This is a genomic window from Urechidicola vernalis (assembly GCF_031846385.1).
Taxonomy (GTDB): domain Bacteria; phylum Bacteroidota; class Bacteroidia; order Flavobacteriales; family Flavobacteriaceae; genus Urechidicola; species Urechidicola vernalis.
Window position 1 is genome coordinate 655,676 of sequence record NZ_JAVRHV010000001.1, and the last position, 17,948, is coordinate 673,623.

Below are 17,948 nucleotides of genomic sequence, written 5' to 3' on the forward strand. Positions count from 1 at the left end.
TTAAATTCATTTAAAACATGTTCGGTAAAGCATTTAAACCACGCAAATATTATGTTTTCGACTATAAGCCTAGGTATTATAGCGAGCGTAAGGAGCGTATTGCTAATTTACAAAACGAACAAGAAGAGAACGAATCAATTGGTCAAATAAAATTAACCAAAAACAATCTAAAAAACGATTGGGTTAGAAATACAAAAGCTGCGGCAGATAAGGGTACAACTAGAAGACTTGCTTTAATCATTACCATTTTAGTAGGAATTGTGGCTTATCTATTTGAACTCCACAAACTGTTTTAATGTCAGATATTATTCAACTTTTACCTGACCATGTAGCAAATCAAATTGCTGCGGGAGAGGTTGTGCAACGTCCTGCTTCTGTAGTAAAAGAATTACTAGAGAATTCTATCGATGCCGGAGCCACCAATATAAAATTACTTTTAAAGGATGCTGGAAAGGCTTTGATTCAGGTAATTGACAATGGCAAAGGAATGAGCGAAACCGATGCAAGGTTATCGTTCGAAAGACATGCCACGTCAAAAATCAGAACAGCCGAAGACTTATTCAATTTACAAACAAAAGGATTTCGTGGTGAAGCGCTCGCTTCAATTGCGGCCATTGCTCATATAGAATTAAAAACGAAACTAGATCTACAAGAATTAGGAACTCACATAAAAATTGAAGGGAGCGAAATTACATTGCAAGAGGTGGTCTCTACTCCTACTGGAACTTCTTTATCGGTTAAAAACTTGTTTTATAATATTCCGGCAAGACGTAATTTCTTAAAATCAAATCAGGTTGAAACCAGACATATTATAGATGAATTTCAGCGTGTTGCTCTGGTACACCCAACTATTTCATTTTCATTGTATCATAACGATAATGAAGTGTATCGATTAAATGCTTCTAACCTACGTCAGCGAATTGTTGCTATTTTAGGTAAAAAGACAAACGAGCGACTGGTTCCTGTAAATGAAGATACAGACGTAGTTCAATTAACTGGATTTGTTACAAAACCAGAGTTTGTAAAAAAGAAACGTGGCGAGCAGTTCTTTTTTGTAAATGACCGATTTATTAAGAATTCTTATTTAAATCACGCGGTTAATAGTGCGTTTGAAGATTTGATATTACCTGGTAATTATCCTTCATATTTCTTATATCTAACGGTACCACCTAATACTATTGATATAAACATACACCCTACAAAAACGGAGGTTAAATTTGATAATGAAAAGGTATTATATGCTATTATCAGGGCAACTGTAAAGCATAGTTTGGGTCAGTATAACGTGTCTCCAGTATTAGATTTTAATAGAGATGCTGGTTTAGATACTCCGTACAATTTTAAAGATAAAAAAGTTTCAAAAGCACCTCAAATAACGATTGATAGGGATTTCAATCCGTTTAAATCAGACGAACAAAAATCAATCAGTTTCCCTTATAAAAGAGAACAAAAACAGGATTGGGAAAGTTTATATGTAGATATAAAAACTCCCGAAATTGATATTAAAAATATAGAAGTACAATCTGAATTAATTGAAACAGAATTGTTCGATGCAAAAGAAAGCATATCAAAAACGCATCAAATTCATCGAAAATATATTGTAAGTTCAATTAAATCTGGAATAGTTTTCATCAACCAAAACCTAGCACATCAACGTATTTTGTATGAAGAATACTTAACACATATTACGGTGAATGACGCTATGAGCCAACAACTGCTCTTTCCGTTAGATATTAATTTATCCAAAGATGATATACTATTGATTAAAGAACTAAGATCTGACATTGAAAGTACAGGGTTTTTATTCGACAAAATTGAAGATGAAAAAATAGTTGTGTCCGGAATTCCAGTTGCGATAAACGAAAGTCAAGTTATTTCCGTTTTAGAACAATTGTTAGAAGATATAAAAAATGAAATTCCAGAAACCAGTTTTAGCCAAATAGATATAATGGCAAAAAGCATGGCTAAGAGTTTGGCCATTAAAAATGGAAAAACATTAAATGTTGAGGAACAGGAATCTCTAGTAGAAGATTTATTCTCATGTAAAGAACCTAATCATTCTCCATTTGGCAGACCAACCTTTATCTCGATGGAATTAAATGAAATAGATAAAAAATTTGACCTATGATGAATCGAATAACCGATGCGGTTAAACATCTAATTATTGCCAATATCATTGTTTACGTGCTCATATTTGTAGTAAAAGTAAACTTTGGAGATGCTCTAGCTTTATATTTTCCAGAAAATGAAAATTTTGGATTTTGGCAATTCCTGACACATATGTTTGTACATGGAGGCACGATGCATCTTGTGTTTAACATGTATGGCTTATGGGCATTTGGTACGCCGCTTGAACAAATGTGGGGTCGTAATAAGTTTTTATTCTTTTATTTCTCTGCTGGCCTTGGCGCTGGACTTATCTATACTTTAGTTAATTATTATCAATTTAACGGAGTCTATGAGCAGTTAGTAAATATTGGGATGTCTAGTGAAGAAATACAAGCAATGTTGATTTCAGGGTCTTATAACACGCAAATTTTAGAGCATGTTTCTCAAGCAAATCTTTCTTCTTTTTACGGCACGTACCATACACCAGCGGTAGGTGCTTCTGGTGCTGTCTATGGCGTTTTAGTGGCATTTGCTATGGCTTTCCCAAATGCGAAATTAGCATTGATCTTTTTCCCTATTCCAATTCCGGCGAAATATTTTATACCCGTAATTATATTTGGTGATTTGTTCTTTGGATTGACTAAATATTCTGTTGGTAATGTCGCTCATTTTGCTCATATCGGCGGCGCCATAATTGGTTTTATAATCGCTTGGTATTGGAAGAAAAATCAATTTACACGTTGGAACTAAATGAGTATTGTTAACGACATAAAAAGAGCCTATAACCAAGCAAATACTGTAGAGAAGTTAATCTACATTCAAGTTGCTACGTTTATTCCATTTTTGATTGCGAGGAACTTTATTATTAATTGGTTTACATTAAAACCATCTCTTGAAGTATTCTTAACACAACCTTGGACTATCTTAACATATGGTTTTTTTCATGGAAGTTTTATTCATGTCCTCTTCAACCTATTATTCTTATACTATGTTGGAAATTTATTTTTGAATTTCTTTACTACAAAACAGTTCATCAATTACTTTTTATTTGGAATTTTAGGAGGTGGAATCGCATTTTTAGTAATGGCTCCTTCTGGTTTTCTAATTGGATCCTCTGCAGGAATTATGGCTGTATTAGTTGGCCTAACTACTAAAATTCCAAACTATGAAATACGCCTAAATCTTATTGGTGGTGTTAAATTATGGGTAATTACTGCAATTTATGTTGCTGTTAGTATTGTTGGCTTGGACGGGACTAATCCTGGAGGAAATATGGCTCATTTGGGTGGTGCACTTATCGGTTTTTTATATACAAAGCAACTAGAAAAAGGTAATGATATCGGTCGTTTTTTAGAAATGATTATCAATTCTATTGCAAATTTATTCAAACCGAAAAATAAAAAACCGCTTAGAACCGTTCATAAAAAGAACAATATAAAACGGAAACCTTCTTATAAGGAAGAAAATACCAAACAAAAGAAAATAGATGGCATTTTAGACAAAATAAGCAAATCGGGTTATGAGAGTTTAACCAAAGAAGAAAAGGAATTCTTATTTAAGGTTGGTAAAAAGTAAATGAAGAAACTATCGTGGCTCAATAGGTTTATCTATTTTGTAAATAGCATTATTGCATTTCTTTTGCTCTGCTCCTATTTATTACCTTACATTTCGCCACAAACTTTCCCTTTACTTTCATTACTTAGTTTATTAGTTCCCGTTCTAATTTTGGCAAATCTTGCTTTTGTCTTGTATTGGCTTATAAAACTTAGAAAGCAATTCTTAATATCATTAATTGTATTACTTATAGGATTTACGACGGTTACTTCTTTTTTCAGAATCTCTGAAAAACAAGTGATTCTGAATGATGATTTAAAGGTTATGAGCTACAACGTACGTTTATTTAACTTATATAATTGGAAACCTGAAAGTAGCGATTCTATTCGAAAAAACATCGTAGAATTTGTTCATGAAAAATCTCCTGATATTGTTTGCTTTCAAGAGTTTGTAAATGATTATTCTGGTTCTTTTAAATATAAATATCGATTTGTAAATTCTAAAAACGCAGACAATAAACGCATACGTTTTGGTCAAGCCATTTATTCAAAATTTAAGATAATTAACAGTGGCTCTATAAATTTTAAAAGCAATACTAATAATGCTATTTACGCAGATATTGTTAAGGAAAAAGACACTTTCAGAGTTTACAATGTGCATTTAGAATCTTTAAAGATTCAATTAGATCAAGAAAATTTGGGTGAAGAAGACTCTGAAAAATTGAGAAAAAGATTACAAACAAAGTTTGGAAAACAAGTAGATCAAGTCAATTTACTTCTTGAAAACGAGAAAAACTCTCCCTACAAAACTATAATCTGTGGTGATTTTAACAATACCGCTTTTTCATGGGTCTACAATCAGCTAAAAGGAGACAAAAACGATGCGTTTGTTGAGGCGGGTGACGGATTCGGAAAATCATACGACTATTTTCTTCCAGCGCGAATTGATTTTATTTTACCTAATGAAGCTTTTACAGTAAACAATTTTAAAAACTATTTTGTCGATTATTCAGATCACTACCCAATAATGACCCGTTTACAATTGCAATAAATTCACTTTTTTTTATGATTGTGATTTTGTTGAAATCATCTTTGAATCTATATCTTTGGGTTCACTTAATTATTAACTATGCAAAAACTACTACTCACGCTAATTGTCGTCTTTTCATTAAACGCAATTAATGCACAAGAAAACTCAACCGACGAAACAACTACCTACTACTTAGTTCGACATGCTGAAAAAGATCTTAGCGACAAAACAAATAGAGACCCTGCTTTAACAGAAATTGGACATGCCAGAGCCAAGAATTTGGTTAAAGTATTACAAGAAGTGAAATTTGATGCTGTTTATTCTACAGATTACAAAAGAACAAGAGACACCGCAAAACCTCTTGCGGAAGCCAACAATTTAGATTTACAATTATACAACCCAAGAAATATAGATTACCAAGGGTTCCAAGAAAAAACGAAGGGTCAAACCGTTTTAATTGTAGGTCATAGTAACACAACTCCTTACTTTTCGAATGGACTGCTAGGAAAGGAAGCCTATGAAAATTTGGACGAATCTATCTATAACAACTTATATATCGTTACAGTTACAAACGGCGTTGCTACAAGTATGGTGTTAAAAATCGATTAATTTTTATTCAATTCTTGTAACAAAACTTCTCAATGAACATCTAACAACAATAAATAATACAACAGATGAAACTATTAAAAATTGCAATCTTTGTGGTTGCTTCCACCCTATTAATATCTTGTGGTGGTCAAAAATCTACTACTGCTTCAAACAACAAAATTGAACCGGTAAAATTTCATATCAATCTTAATGATCGATCTAATGATACTTTTAAAGTTAAGGTTACAGCACCGGAACTAACTTCAGAAAACAACATTTATCAATTTGCTTCAACGGCACCCGGTACATACACTGTTATGAATATTGGGCGATTCGTAAAAACATTCGAAGCCTTTGACGACAAAGGAAATCCTATTGAAACGAATAAAGTATCTGTAAATCAATATGAATTTGCACAACCAGAGAAAGTAGCCTTAATTAACTATGAAATTTCTGAGACATTTGATACTGAAGTAAAAGAATTACCAATTTACCCAATGTGCGGAACTTCAATAGAAGAAAACCATGCGCTTATAAATGCACATGCTGTTTTAGGTTATTTTAAAGGGAAACAAGCAACACCAATGAATATAAAAATTGATTATCCTGAAAACTGGTTAGCAGGAACTGCTTTATCTTTAAATAGTGATAATTCTTATTCAGCGAATACTTTTGATCATGCGGTGGATTCTCCAATACTTTTAGGGGAATTAACAACAGCTTCAATGGAAGTTTCTGGTACAAAAGTTGACATTTTAACTTATTCAGAAAAAGGAATGATAACATCTGAGATGGTTCTAGAATCAATGAAAGATATGATCATTTCTGCTGATAAGTTTTTAGGCGGATTACCAGTAGATCGTTACACATTTTTATTCCATTTTGAAACTAATGGAAAACCAATTAACGGTGCCTGGGAGCATTCTTATAGTTCAGAATACACCAATCAAGAAAAGCCCTGGAATGAGATTGAGCAAAACATGAAAGATATGGCTTCACATGAGTTTTTTCATATTGTAACTCCGTTAAACATTCATAGTGAAATTATCCAGGAATTTAATTTTATTCAACCAGTACCTTCAAGACATCTTTGGTTATATGAAGGAACCACAGAATGGGCTGCACATATGATGCAGTTTAAAGCAGGGCAAAAATCTATGGATGATTATCTTAAAATGTTACGAAGGAAAGTATATATCTCTGAGCAATATTACAAGTCAGAATTTAGTCTGCTAGATTTATCATTGAAAAGTTTTACCAAAGAAGGACATGAAAAATATGGTGATATTTATATGGGAGGTGCTTTAGTTGCTGGACTGTTAGATATTAGACTTTTAGAACTTTCTAATGGAGAAAAAGGATTGAGCGATGTGATTAATCAACTAGCAAAAATTTACGGACCTAATAAAGCCTTTGACGATGCTACGTTCTTTCAATATTTTACAGATTTCACATATCCAGAGATCGGAGATTTCTTAAACTCTTATGTAAAAGAAAAAAATGCATTGCCTTATAAAGAGTATTATCAAAAAGTTGGAATCTCTTTCAATGCTGAAGACATGACCTTTATTTTAGACGAAAATGCTTCAGAAAAACAATTGGCTTTGAGAAGTGCATGGGCTAAGCAATTAGATTAATCTCAAATCATCCTAAATATAAATCCCGTAGAATTTGAAATTCTACGGGATTCTTGTTTTAATTTCTATTTTAAAAAATAATAGTATTTTCACGTAAAATTTATGAAATGTTAGAACTCGCTGGAATAATTATTTTAGGAATATTGGCACAATGGGTAGCATGGAAATTTAAAATCCCTGCCATTTTACCACTAATTTTAATTGGATTGTTTGTTGGTCCATTTGCCGCAGAATTTCTTTCTTCCGATGGTACAAAGTGGATAGAGCCTATTTGGAATGGAGAAGAAGGCTTATTTCCTGGTAGTGGCTTGTTCTATTTTGTTTCATTAGCGATAAGTATAATACTGTTTGAAGGTGGTCTTACATTAAGAATGAGTGAAATTAAAAATGTTGCTCCTTCCATTTCTAAATTAATCACTCTAGGGTCTCTTGTAACCTTTTTTTGTGCAGGGATTGCGGCACACCATTTAATGCAACTCTCTTGGGAAATGTCTTTTCTTTTCTCTGCTTTGATTATAGTAACGGGTCCTACGGTAATTACTCCTATCCTTAGAAATATTCCACTTAAAAAAGATGTTTCTACAATATTAAAATGGGAGGGGATTCTCATCGATCCTATTGGAGCATTAGTTGCCGTTTTAGTATATGAATTTATAAGTGTTGAAGGTGGTGGTGAGTTTACAAAAACAGCATTTATTGAATTTGGAAAAGTGGTCTTGTTTGGCTCTACTTTTGGATTTACTTTCGCACATGCCTTAAATTTTGCCATGAACAGAAGGTTAATTCCACATTACTTATTGAACATCTTCGCATTAGCGAGTGTATTAGGGGTATTTGTCTTATCGGATAGCTTTGCACATGAATCTGGTTTACTTGCAGTTGTTGTTATGGGTATGGTTTTAGGAAATTCAAATTCGCCTTATTTAAAAGACCTTCTCTATTTTAAAGAATCTCTGAGTATCCTTTTAATTTCAATATTATTTATTCTGCTATCAGCCAATATCAATTATGAAGATTTACTGCTCATATTCAATTGGAATACTGCTATCCTATTCGCTATTATTATTTTTGTAATTCGTCCACTAGGAGTTTTCTTATCTACTCATAATTCCAAATTAAAAATTAACGAAAAATTATTTATAAGTTGGGTTGGTCCTCGTGGTATTGTAGCTGCTGGTATTGCTTCTTTATTTGGATTGGAGTTAGCACATCGTGGTTTTGAAGGTGCAGAATATATTACACCCCTTGTATTTACAATAGTATTAGGAACCGTTTTACTTAATGCGACAACGGCTAGGTTGTTCGCTAAAGTAGCTGGGGTTTTTCTTACCAAATCTGATGGAATTTTAATTGTTGGTGCTGCAGAATTTTCTAGATTGATCGGGAGTTACTTACTAAAAAATAATAGAAACGTTGTTCTAATTGACAACAACCAAAACAACGTTAGAAAATCTAAAGAATTAGGACTTGAAGCCATCAATACAGATATTTATTCTGATACTTTAATCGACAATATTGAATTGAGCGATGTCGGGTATTTAATGGCTTTAACAGGAAATGCAGATATTAATAACTACGTTATTACAAAATTTAGTGAACAGTTTGGAGAAAATGGAACCTTTAGATTGGTTTCAGAAGAAGAAAAAAACAATAAAGATAACAACCCTGAAATAGGCCTTTTCTCACATACGGATGATTTTAATTCCCTCACCGAAGTTTCAAGAAATTATCCGGATATATATGAGGTTCCTCTCAATAATCTTGAGCACTTTCAAAAACTGATTGCTGCTACAGAGAAAGAGCCAAATAGTATTCCATTATTCATTAAAGATGGTAATGGAGAACTTGAAATTATATCTTCATATAATACTACAATTGAAAGTATCGGCAAGAAATATAAACTTGTGATTCTCGGAAAAAAAATTAATTCTTAATAAGGAGTATTTGTTAATTGTATCACAATAATCACCTCTACTTTCAAATTAAATCTACTTTACAAGTTTATTGTAGATATTAAAGCGTAATTTCGCGCCCTGAAAATCAGATTTATAGATGCGGGTGTGTCTGTGAATCGTTAAACACAGAACATGACAACATTTAAAGATTTAGGGCTTAAATCAGAGATTATTAGTGCCCTTACTGATTTAGGTTACGAAAAACCTACTGAAATTCAAGAAAAAGCAATTCCACAAGTAATTGCATCAGATCAAGATTTAAAAGCATTTGCACAGACTGGGACAGGTAAAACTGCTGCTTTCAGTTTGCCAATTCTAGAAAAAATAGATCTTGATAACCAAAGCGTTCAAGCGATAATTTTATCTCCAACAAGAGAATTAGCAATTCAGATTGCTAGAAATATTGAAGAATTTTCAACTCATTTAAAAGGGTTTAAAGTTGCTGCGGTATACGGCGGATCTGATATAAACGGTCAAATTCGTAAATTAAACAAAGGAGTTCAAATTGTAGTTGGTACACCTGGTAGAACAGTTGACCTTATAAAAAGAAGAAAACTACAGTTAAACAATGTAGAGTGGTTGGTTTTAGATGAGGCCGATGAAATGCTTAATATGGGATTCAAAGATGAATTGGACCAAGTATTAGAAGTAACTCCAGAAACAAAACAGACCTTATTATTCTCTGCTACTTTCCCTAAAGAAGTAGATAGAATCGCAAGAAACTATATGAACAACCCTGCTCAAATCGATGCAGGAAAGCGTAATTCTGGATCGGATAATGTAACGCATGAATATTACGTAGTTACAGATAGAAACAGATACCCTGCGTTGAAGCGTATTGCAGATATCAATCCTGATATTTATGGAATTATTTTCTGTAGAACACGTAGAGAAACACAAGAAGTTGCAGACAAATTAATTCAAGACGGTTATAGCGCAGATTCATTACACGGTGAATTATCGCAAGCACAGCGTGATATCGTAATGCAAAAATTTCGTAAGAAAACATTACAAATATTGGTTGCAACTGATGTTGCTGCCCGTGGATTAGATGTAGATAGTTTAACACATGTTATCAACTATAAACTACCAGACCAAATAGAATCATACACCCACAGAAGTGGTAGAACAGGTAGAGCAGGTAGTAAAGGGATTTCTATTGCCATTGTTTCTCCTGGAGAAAGAAGAAAATTATCTCCAATCGAAAGAATAATTGGAAAGAAATTTGTTCAAATGCAAGTTCCAGACGGAAAAGACATTTGCAAGAAACAACTATTAAGACTAGTTGATAAGGTAAACGACTTTGAAGTTAACGAAAGTCAGATTGGTGAATATTTACCAACGATTCAAGAAAAATTGAAAGATTTAGACAGAGATGAATTGATCAAAAGATTTGTTTCTATTGAGTTTAATAGTTTCTTGAGTTATTACGAAAATGCGAATGACTTAAATGACCTTTCTAGATCTAGAGAAAAAGACAGTCGCGGTAAAAGAAGAGACGACGAGAACATGACGCGTTTCTTTATCAATATTGGTCGTAAAGACAAATTGAATCCGGCTAGATTAATTGGATTAATCAATGATCAACAAATCTCTAAAAATATTGAAATCGGTCAAATTGAAATATTAGACACATTCTCATTCTTTGAATTAGATAAAAACTTTACCGATGAAACTGTAGGTGCTTTTACAAATAACGATGTTTCTTTTGAAGGTCGTGGTGTAAATGTAGAAGTTACTGAGAAGAAACGTGCTGGAAACCGAGGTGGTGGAAGACGTAGAAGTGGTGGCGGAAAAAACCATAGAGGTTCTAGCGGTGGTTCTAGAAGATCTAGACCATCTAATGGCGATGCTCCGAAGAAATTTAACAAAAGTGGATTTGGGCGTGATCGTAGCGACCGAAGCAGAAAAAAGAGACACGATTAATATTAAATCGAATGCATAAAAAAAAGAGGCTACCAATTTGGTAGCCTCTTTTTTTATGTTTAACCTTAATTTATCTTCTAGAATAATTAGGAGATTCTTTTGTAATTGTAACATCATGTGGGTGACTTTCCGCTATACCAGATGAAGTAATTTTTACAAATTGTGCTTCTTTTTGTGCCTCAATATTCTTTGCTCCACAATAACCCATTCCTGCTCTTAAACCTCCAATAAATTGATGCATCGTTTCTTCTAGTTCACCTTTGTAAGGTACACGACCAACAATTCCTTCTGGAACCAATTTTTTAATATCATCTTCTACATCTTGGAAATAACGATCTTTAGAACCTTTTTTCATTGCTTCTACAGATCCCATTCCTCTATATGACTTAAACTTTCTACCTTCAAAAATTATAGTTTCTCCTGGGGATTCTTTTGTTCCTGCTAAAAGTGATCCTAACATTACAGAATCCGCTCCGGCAGCAATCGCTTTAGGAATATCTCCTGTATAACGAATTCCTCCATCTGCAATAACTGGCACTCCAGTTCCTTTAATAGCTTCTGCCACTTGTAAAACTGCAGATAATTGTGGGAATCCTACTCCTGCCACTACCCTAGTCGTACAAATAGACCCTGGTCCTATTCCAACCTTTACAGCATCGGCACCCGCTTCAACCAAATATTTTGCTGCTTCTGCAGTTGCAATATTACCTACTACAACCTCAACATTATCAAACTTAGACTTTACCTCTTTTAATACATCTACCACACCTTTGGTGTGTCCGTGGGCAGTATCAATAATTAAAGCATCTACTCCAGCGTTTATAAGTGCCTCTGCTCTATCTAATGCATCACCAGTTACTCCGATTGCAGCAGCTACACGTAAACGACCATAGTTGTCTTTGTTTGCGTTTGGATTCTCTTTTACTTTAATGATATCTCTAAATGTAATAAGACCAACTAATTTATTGTTCTCATCTACTACTGGTAGTTTTTCTATTTTATTGTCTTGTAGAATAATCTCGGCCTGCTTTAAAGATGTTCCTTTCGCAACAGTTACCAAATTCTCTGAAGTCATTATTTCAGAAATGTTTCTGTTATTATTCTTTTCGAAACGTAAATCTCTATTTGTTACAATACCTATTAATATCCCATTATCGTCTACAACTGGAATACCTCCAATGCCATACTCTTTCATTAATGATTTTGCATCAGAAACCTTAGCTTCCTTAAAAACTGTTACAGGCTCAATAATCATTCCTGCTTCTGAACGTTTTACTTTTTTCACTTCGGCAGCTTGTTGCGCTATCGTTAAGTTTTTATGCAAAACCCCTATTCCACCTTCTCGCGCCATAGCAATAGCCATAGCCGATTCTGTAACTGTATCCATTGCAGCCGAAACTATTGGATTGTTTAATGTAATATTCCTTGTAAACTTAGTTTGTAAACTAACTTCGCGCGGTAATACTTCTGAAAATGCTGGAATTAATAAGACGTCGTCGTAGGTTAAACCTTCTCCTACAAATTTTGATGAGTTTGAAATCATGATGCAACTAAATAGAAATTAATTGCATGCAAATTTACGTCTTTTAATTGAATATTAATTACTAAATCATTAAAAAGTAAAGTAGGGTTTTTATATGCTTACTTGTTACATTAATAGACTCCTTAAATAACAATTAATTTGACTAAAGTCGAAACATTAACTGAAACCTGAAACTATGTTAAATTCCGAGAAATTACATTAGTTAAACAGACCGTTTTCGTTAAGAATAGCAATTGATTGTAGTAATTGATTAATAGCAATTGTAATTGACTCGGCAGAAATGGTAGCACCAGATATCGGAACAATTTGATTTCCGTATTCTATGTTTTCTCCTTCTTTTAAACCAATAAATTGTTTAAGCCAGCGTTTACTTCCTATTTCCGCTCCATAATCCTCTCTGTAGATCAATAATTTGGACCGTGTAATGATTAAATCTTTATCGAACAAAACCAAATAATCAAATTCATCTGTTTTACTTGGCGCCTTCGCAACATAGGCATACCCTACCAACTCACCACTTATAATAATTTGAAATAAGTTTTTCTCTTTTATTGGGTGTATTAATAATGAATTTAACTCGTCAGAAACTGAAATAGATTTCAATTCAAAATCTTTAACATCATAAAATGAAGCTATTTCTTTGGTTACTTTTTTATGAATATTTTTAGGCAAACCACTACTAACAGAATTTAAAGTTTGCATTAAAAAAAATAGAGAAAAAAGGAGTTTAAATTTCATCAAACAAAAATATATAATTTAGAACTAACAAATAGTTGAACCCGTTACAGATCCAACTATTTGTGAAATTAATTCAAATTTAGAGGCTTAGAACGTAACTCCTATACCCATGTTAAATTGGTTAGCAACTTCCCCATTTTCTACGGCATTCTCTTTAAATTGATAATCTGCTTTTACAACAGCACCTCTTGCAACTAAATAGCTTAAACCAACTGTCCATTCGCTTCTATCATAAGACAGGTTTCTTGTAATGTTATCCTCAACAGTAGCATTTGTATCATAACTATCATATCTAGCGAAGGCTATCAATTCTTGTTTTTTAATTAGCGGTAACAAGTTGTACGATGCCTCAACATTCCAACCATACATCGTTTTTCCTAAGTCAGAACCGTATAAGCTGTTATAATCTTCACTATCGTTTATAGTGGTATGAATTACTTCACCTCTTGCTCCAAATCTTCCTAATTTGTATTTCGCATCCAAACCAAACATAGAAACTCCAACATCAGCTCCTGCTAAATCTTCATCTTCTTCCAAGGGTTGTGTTCTACCAAAATACCCTGCAAGTCCTAAACGCAATCCTTGAATTCCGTAATAATCTACTTTAGCTGATAAGTTTGGTGTGTTAAAGTTAGACTCCGCTCCTTTTTGACGCCCATTTCTTAATCCGTTGCTTCCCCCTAAATATTTATCTCCATTTACAGAATTGAAACCATTAAAAATATAGGCTTGGTATCTCAAAGAAATATCATTTGCTCTACCAGCAATACCCGCTCCAATTTCTCTCCAAGTAGTCGGTACAATAGATTTTGCTATACTAGGTCGTTCCACACCATTAAATGTTGTTGGTTCGTGATATTCATTAATAGAACCCATTGGCACTAACATTAATCCACCACGTACATTTAAATTGTCATTTAAACTATACTGCAAAAACGCTTGCTCTACATATACCTCTTTTACGTGTTCGAATTCAACCTCCGTAATAAACTGTACTTTGTCATTGAATTTATATCCAAAAAGTAAAACCAAACGTTGAACGTCCATTTCACCATTTTTACCTTCAGGCTGATTATAGGTGATCTCACCATAACCTCCTACGGTTACACCATTGTTAATGTTACCCGCTAATATTCGCTGTGCAGAGTTTTTTGCAAACGTACTATCTACGGTTTTTTGATTGTTGTTTGTTGTTTGAGCAGTTATTAAAACTGATGTTAATAAGGCCGCAATTAGAGTAATCTTTCTCATTATTGTTATTTAGACTGTTTTAAAATAATAAATTTTGATGCGGCAAATTTACACTCTAAAATGAAATATCAAAACATTATTTAGAATTAATTTAAATAAAAATAAGAAAGATATTATACTATGATATCTATCAGTTCTTTAGATAATTTATCACCACTTTTCTGATATCTGATGAAAGATGATCTTGGGAGAAATTGTATACTTTAAGCAGTTCTGGGTTGTCGTTTTTCAAAAATGGTATGTCAAATCCTAATAATAAATAATCTGTTAAAGCTACTTTATACGTTTTATTTGACTCTATAGGTTTCCCTGCAATACCCCATTTCTTTGATTCTTTGTTATATGTTGCATTGAATAACTGTAAATACGCTCCTGTTCCCGCTTTTAAACGTCCATAATTCAACACTTTTTCTAACAAGGCGCCAGTCATGTCTACTTTGTTAATTCCGCCTCCAAAAGGCAATACCCTAAAAATATCTACACCTGTTATGGCTCCATGTAATTCGTCATCAATTCTAATGGATCCTCCGTTTATTATGGCACAATCCACATCATTGTCAAACGCTTCAGACATAGATTCCGCTATTAACACACCTAAATTGGTTTGGGTACTTCTTATAGGAGTATCTCTTCCATCCAAAGGTGTCTCAGCAGTATAAATAACCTCATAAGGATCGGATAATATTTCACGCAGTTTCTTATCTAATTGCACATTCCATTGTTGTACTAAGTGTTCTACTTCTTTATCTCTTTCAATCGTTTCATCAATTGATACGAGTTCAGAATCAATTTTAATTTCATCTGTTTTAATGTCTACGGATATCCTATGCACATAAGCCGTTTTGGCGTTGGCATCGGCTTTTGAGATTAAAGCATCTCCTACCGGCACCAACATATTAGTATGTTCATGACCTCCTATTATCAAAGGAATTTCAGGCAATGACTTTGACAATAATTTATCTTGATGTAATGCCAAGTGGGTTAAAGCCAATACAACATCTGTTTTCGGTTCTAAAACTTTGTACGCGTTAATGGCATCTTCATACTTATCGCCATAGTCTATATAATCAGTTGGATTAGAATCTATCGTAGCGCTGATAAAACCAACGTTTATTTTGTTACCAGATGCATTTTTAAACTCAAACGTTACCGTTTTAGGAATATCTGTTCTATTACCATTTTTTTCTACAAACAACGGAACTAAATTATCTCCACCAACCAAACGATTGTTGGTGCTTATCCATTGAAAAGTAGATTCGTTCAATCGTTTTTGAAAGTCTTTATAATCCAAATCAAACTCATGGTTTCCAAAGGCAACCAAATCAAAATTCATGGCGTTCATTACATCAATCATTTGCTTACCTCTAAAACGTTCACCGTTTTCATCTTTCATGGTTCCTAATAATGACGGATTTAAAAAATCTGCTCCATGCACTAAAATAGTATTTGGATTCTCTGATAATAATTGTTTGTGCAATGTTTCTACTCTGGCCAAACCACCAGACTTCCCTCCTTCTAAGGCATCTATTTCATACACATCATTAATACTAAGTATGGTGAATTCTACGGTGTCCTCAGTATTTTTAGAACAAGCAATGAACAGTAGTGCTACTAAGAAAACGATGTTTTTTTTCATTTGAGTAATTTTTAAGGCAAACAAAAATAAGTTTTTGAATCTTGAGTTCATAAAAAAAGCCGTTCACTTTCGTGAACGGCTTCTAAATTATTTAAATGGTTAGGAATTAAGCCTTCCCGTCCATTTTATCTTTCAATGCTTGTAAAGCGTCGTTAGCATCACCTAATGTTGGTTTATCAGCATCTTGTGATTTTCTAGCAGCAGCTTTAATATTCTTTTGCTCTTCAGCTCTAAAGATAGCAGAGTGAGAAATAACGATTCTACGGTACTCCTTGTTGAATTCTAAAATTTTGAATTCAGCAGTATCACCTTTTACTAATTTAGAACCATCTTCTTTAGACATATGACGTCCTGGAACGAATGCATCTACACCTTCTTCTAAAGTTACAATTGCACCTTTATCAGTAGTTTCTTTTACAGTTCCTGTATGAACTGAATCGATAGCGTATGTTGCTTCATGAGCATCCCAAGGGTTATCTTGAGTTTGCTTGTGTCCTAAGTTTAACTTACGACCTTCAACGTCTAATTCTAATACTTGTACAGATAGTTTATCACCAATTGCTGTGAAATCAGATGGGTGCTTCACTTTCTTAGTCCAAGATAAATCAGAGATATAAACTAATCCGTCAATTCCTTCTTCTAACTCAACAAATACTCCAAAGTTTGTGTAATTTCTTACAATTCCTTCGTGTGTAGAACCTACAGGATATTTCTTAGTAATATCTGTCCATGGATCTGGGTGTAATTGTTTGATACCAAGAGACATTTTACGGTCTTCTCTATCTAACGTTAATACTACAGCCTCTACTTCATCTCCAACTTTTACAAAGTCTTGAGCTGAACGTAAGTGCGTAGACCATGACATTTCAGAAACGTGTACTAAACCTTCAACACCTTCAGATACTTCGATAAATGCACCGTAATCTGCAATTACAACAACTTTACCATTTACTTTATCACCAACTTTAAGATCAGCATTTAAAGCATCCCATGGGTGAGCGCTTAATTGCTTCAATCCTAATTGGATTCTTGTTTTCTGATCGTCGAAATCTAAGATTACAACGTTTAATTTTTGGTCTAATTCTAAAATTTCACTTGGGTGATTAATTCTACTCCAAGATAAATCTGTAATATGTACTAAACCATCTACACCACCTAAATCAACGAATACACCGTAAGAAGTAATGTTTTTAACAACACCTTCTAATACTTGTCCTTTCTCTAATTTACCGATGATTTCTTTTTTCTGTAATTCGATATCAGCCTCGATTAATGCTTTATGCGATACTACAACGTTTTTAAATTCGTGGTTGATTTTCACAACTTTGAATTCCATTGTTTTCTCTACATACTGATCGTAATCTCTAATTGGCTTCACATCAATTTGTGATCCTGGTAAGAACGCTTCAATTCCGAATACGTCTACAATCATACCACCACGAGTTCTACATTTAACAAATCCGTTAACAACTTCTCCAGATTCGTGTGCTGCATTTACTCTATCCCATGCTTTGATTACACGAGCTTTTTTGTGTGATAATACTAATTGACCAGTAATATCTTCTCTTTTGTCAACCAATACTTCAACAGTATCTCCTACTGCTAAATTAGGGTTGTAACGGAATTCGTTTAAAGAAATAACTCCTTCTGACTTAGAGTTGATATCAATAATTGCTTCACGTTCAGTTTTTCTAATAACTGTTCCTTCAATTACTTCTCTTTCTGTTACGAAACCTACAGTACCTTCTAAAGCAGCTTCAAATGCTTTTAACTTTTCTTCTTCTACTTCTTCGATACCTTGCTCGTACTTATGCCAATCAAAGTTTTCTAAAAACTCCTCTGGCGTAGCAGCCGTATTTTCTTCTTCTTCAACTAATTCTAGTTTTTCTTCTACAACATCTTCTTCTACTTCTTCTACTACTTCGGCTACAGGCTCATCAATAACTCCTGCTACTACTTCGTTTACTGTTTCGGCAGCTGCT

General features: G+C 33.5%; 14 protein-coding genes. 9 read left to right on the plus strand and 5 right to left on the minus strand.

Annotated elements, in window-relative coordinates:
• Positions 1 to 17 precede the first annotated feature (17 nt).
• The 9 genes from RM519_RS02880 to RM519_RS02920 all read left to right on the plus strand — a co-directional run bounded on the left by RM519_RS02880 (position 18) and on the right by RM519_RS02920 (position 10,798).
• Complete coding sequence (locus RM519_RS02880; RefSeq protein WP_311592020.1) at positions 18 to 296, plus strand: hypothetical protein; 279 nt, start codon at positions 18 to 20, stop codon at positions 294 to 296.
• Positions 296 to 2,128: a DNA mismatch repair endonuclease MutL gene (gene mutL / locus RM519_RS02885; protein ID WP_311592021.1), complete on the plus strand. Its 1,833-nt coding sequence runs from the start codon at positions 296 to 298 to the stop codon at positions 2,126 to 2,128. Before RM519_RS02880 ends, mutL begins: the two co-directional genes overlap by 1 nt.
• A complete protein-coding gene (locus RM519_RS02890; protein ID WP_311592554.1) occupies positions 2,128 to 2,859 on the plus strand; it encodes a rhomboid family intramembrane serine protease in 732 nt (243 codons plus the stop codon). Before mutL ends, RM519_RS02890 begins: the two co-directional genes overlap by 1 nt.
• On the plus strand, positions 2,860 to 3,684 hold the full coding sequence (locus tag RM519_RS02895; protein WP_311592022.1) for a rhomboid family intramembrane serine protease: 825 nt from the start codon (positions 2,860 to 2,862) through the stop codon (positions 3,682 to 3,684). It abuts the gene before it with no gap.
• On the plus strand, positions 3,685 to 4,713 hold the full coding sequence (locus RM519_RS02900; RefSeq protein ID WP_311592023.1) for an endonuclease/exonuclease/phosphatase family protein: 1,029 nt from the start codon (positions 3,685 to 3,687) through the stop codon (positions 4,711 to 4,713).
• A gap of 78 nt (positions 4,714 to 4,791) precedes the next feature.
• Positions 4,792 to 5,301 (plus strand): SixA phosphatase family protein, encoded by a 510-nt coding sequence (locus tag RM519_RS02905; protein WP_311592024.1) that lies wholly within the window; start codon positions 4,792 to 4,794, stop codon positions 5,299 to 5,301.
• Between the two features lie 65 nt (positions 5,302 to 5,366).
• Positions 5,367 to 6,917, plus strand: a complete 1,551-nt coding sequence (locus RM519_RS02910; protein ID WP_311592025.1) for a M61 family metallopeptidase — start codon at positions 5,367 to 5,369, stop codon at positions 6,915 to 6,917.
• Positions 6,918 to 7,024: 107 nt separating this feature from the next.
• On the plus strand, positions 7,025 to 8,851 hold the full coding sequence (locus tag RM519_RS02915) for a cation:proton antiporter (protein WP_311592026.1): 1,827 nt from the start codon (positions 7,025 to 7,027) through the stop codon (positions 8,849 to 8,851).
• 153 nt (positions 8,852 to 9,004) lie between these two features.
• Positions 9,005 to 10,798: a DEAD/DEAH box helicase gene (locus tag RM519_RS02920; protein ID WP_311592027.1), complete on the plus strand. Its 1,794-nt coding sequence runs from the start codon at positions 9,005 to 9,007 to the stop codon at positions 10,796 to 10,798.
• A gap of 70 nt (positions 10,799 to 10,868) precedes the next feature.
• On the opposite strand, the gene guaB is transcribed toward RM519_RS02920, so the two are convergent.
• The 5 genes from guaB to rpsA form a co-directional block, all read right to left on the minus strand.
• Positions 10,869 to 12,341: an IMP dehydrogenase gene (gene guaB / locus RM519_RS02925; protein ID WP_311592028.1), complete on the minus strand. Its 1,473-nt coding sequence runs from the start codon at positions 12,339 to 12,341 to the stop codon at positions 10,869 to 10,871.
• A 198-nt stretch (positions 12,342 to 12,539) separates the two neighbouring features.
• The gene (locus RM519_RS02930; RefSeq protein WP_311592030.1) at positions 12,540 to 13,043 is read right to left on the minus strand and encodes an FMN-binding protein; all 504 of its coding nucleotides are present in this window, start codon (positions 13,041 to 13,043) and stop codon (positions 12,540 to 12,542) included.
• Between the two features lie 123 nt (positions 13,044 to 13,166).
• Positions 13,167 to 14,330 (minus strand): porin, encoded by a 1,164-nt coding sequence (locus RM519_RS02935; protein WP_311592031.1) that lies wholly within the window; start codon positions 14,328 to 14,330, stop codon positions 13,167 to 13,169.
• A gap of 130 nt (positions 14,331 to 14,460) precedes the next feature.
• Entirely contained in the window at positions 14,461 to 15,966 is a 1,506-nt protein-coding gene (locus RM519_RS02940) for a bifunctional metallophosphatase/5'-nucleotidase (protein WP_311592032.1), read from the minus strand.
• A gap of 106 nt (positions 15,967 to 16,072) precedes the next feature.
• Positions 16,073 to 17,908, minus strand: coding sequence for a 30S ribosomal protein S1 (gene rpsA / locus RM519_RS02945; RefSeq protein WP_432280179.1), 1,836 nt, complete (start codon positions 17,906 to 17,908; stop codon positions 16,073 to 16,075).
• Positions 17,909 to 17,948: the final 40 nt, after the last annotated feature.

What these genes read in the sequence shown, in the direction of transcription:
- RM519_RS02880 (WP_311592020.1), top strand. Translation starts at nt 18, where the DNA reads ATGTTCGGTAAAGCATTTAAACCACGCAAATATTATGTTTTCGACTAT.
- mutL (WP_311592021.1), top strand. Translation starts at nt 296, where the DNA reads ATGTCAGATATTATTCAACTTTTACCTGACCATGTAGCAAATCAAATT.
- RM519_RS02890 (WP_311592554.1), top strand. Translation starts at nt 2,128, where the DNA reads ATGAATCGAATAACCGATGCGGTTAAACATCTAATTATTGCCAATATC.
- RM519_RS02895 (WP_311592022.1), top strand. Translation starts at nt 2,860, where the DNA reads ATGAGTATTGTTAACGACATAAAAAGAGCCTATAACCAAGCAAATACT.
- RM519_RS02900 (WP_311592023.1), top strand. Translation starts at nt 3,685, where the DNA reads ATGAAGAAACTATCGTGGCTCAATAGGTTTATCTATTTTGTAAATAGC.
- RM519_RS02905 (WP_311592024.1), top strand. Translation starts at nt 4,792, where the DNA reads ATGCAAAAACTACTACTCACGCTAATTGTCGTCTTTTCATTAAACGCA.
- RM519_RS02910 (WP_311592025.1), top strand. Translation starts at nt 5,367, where the DNA reads ATGAAACTATTAAAAATTGCAATCTTTGTGGTTGCTTCCACCCTATTA.
- RM519_RS02915 (WP_311592026.1), top strand. Translation starts at nt 7,025, where the DNA reads ATGTTAGAACTCGCTGGAATAATTATTTTAGGAATATTGGCACAATGG.
- RM519_RS02920 (WP_311592027.1), top strand. Translation starts at nt 9,005, where the DNA reads ATGACAACATTTAAAGATTTAGGGCTTAAATCAGAGATTATTAGTGCC.
- guaB (WP_311592028.1), bottom strand. Translation starts at nt 12,341, where the DNA reads ATGATTTCAAACTCATCAAAATTTGTAGGAGAAGGTTTAACCTACGAC.
- RM519_RS02930 (WP_311592030.1), bottom strand. Translation starts at nt 13,043, where the DNA reads ATGCAAACTTTAAATTCTGTTAGTAGTGGTTTGCCTAAAAATATTCAT.
- RM519_RS02935 (WP_311592031.1), bottom strand. Translation starts at nt 14,330, where the DNA reads ATGAGAAAGATTACTCTAATTGCGGCCTTATTAACATCAGTTTTAATA.
- RM519_RS02940 (WP_311592032.1), bottom strand. Translation starts at nt 15,966, where the DNA reads ATGAAAAAAAACATCGTTTTCTTAGTAGCACTACTGTTCATTGCTTGT.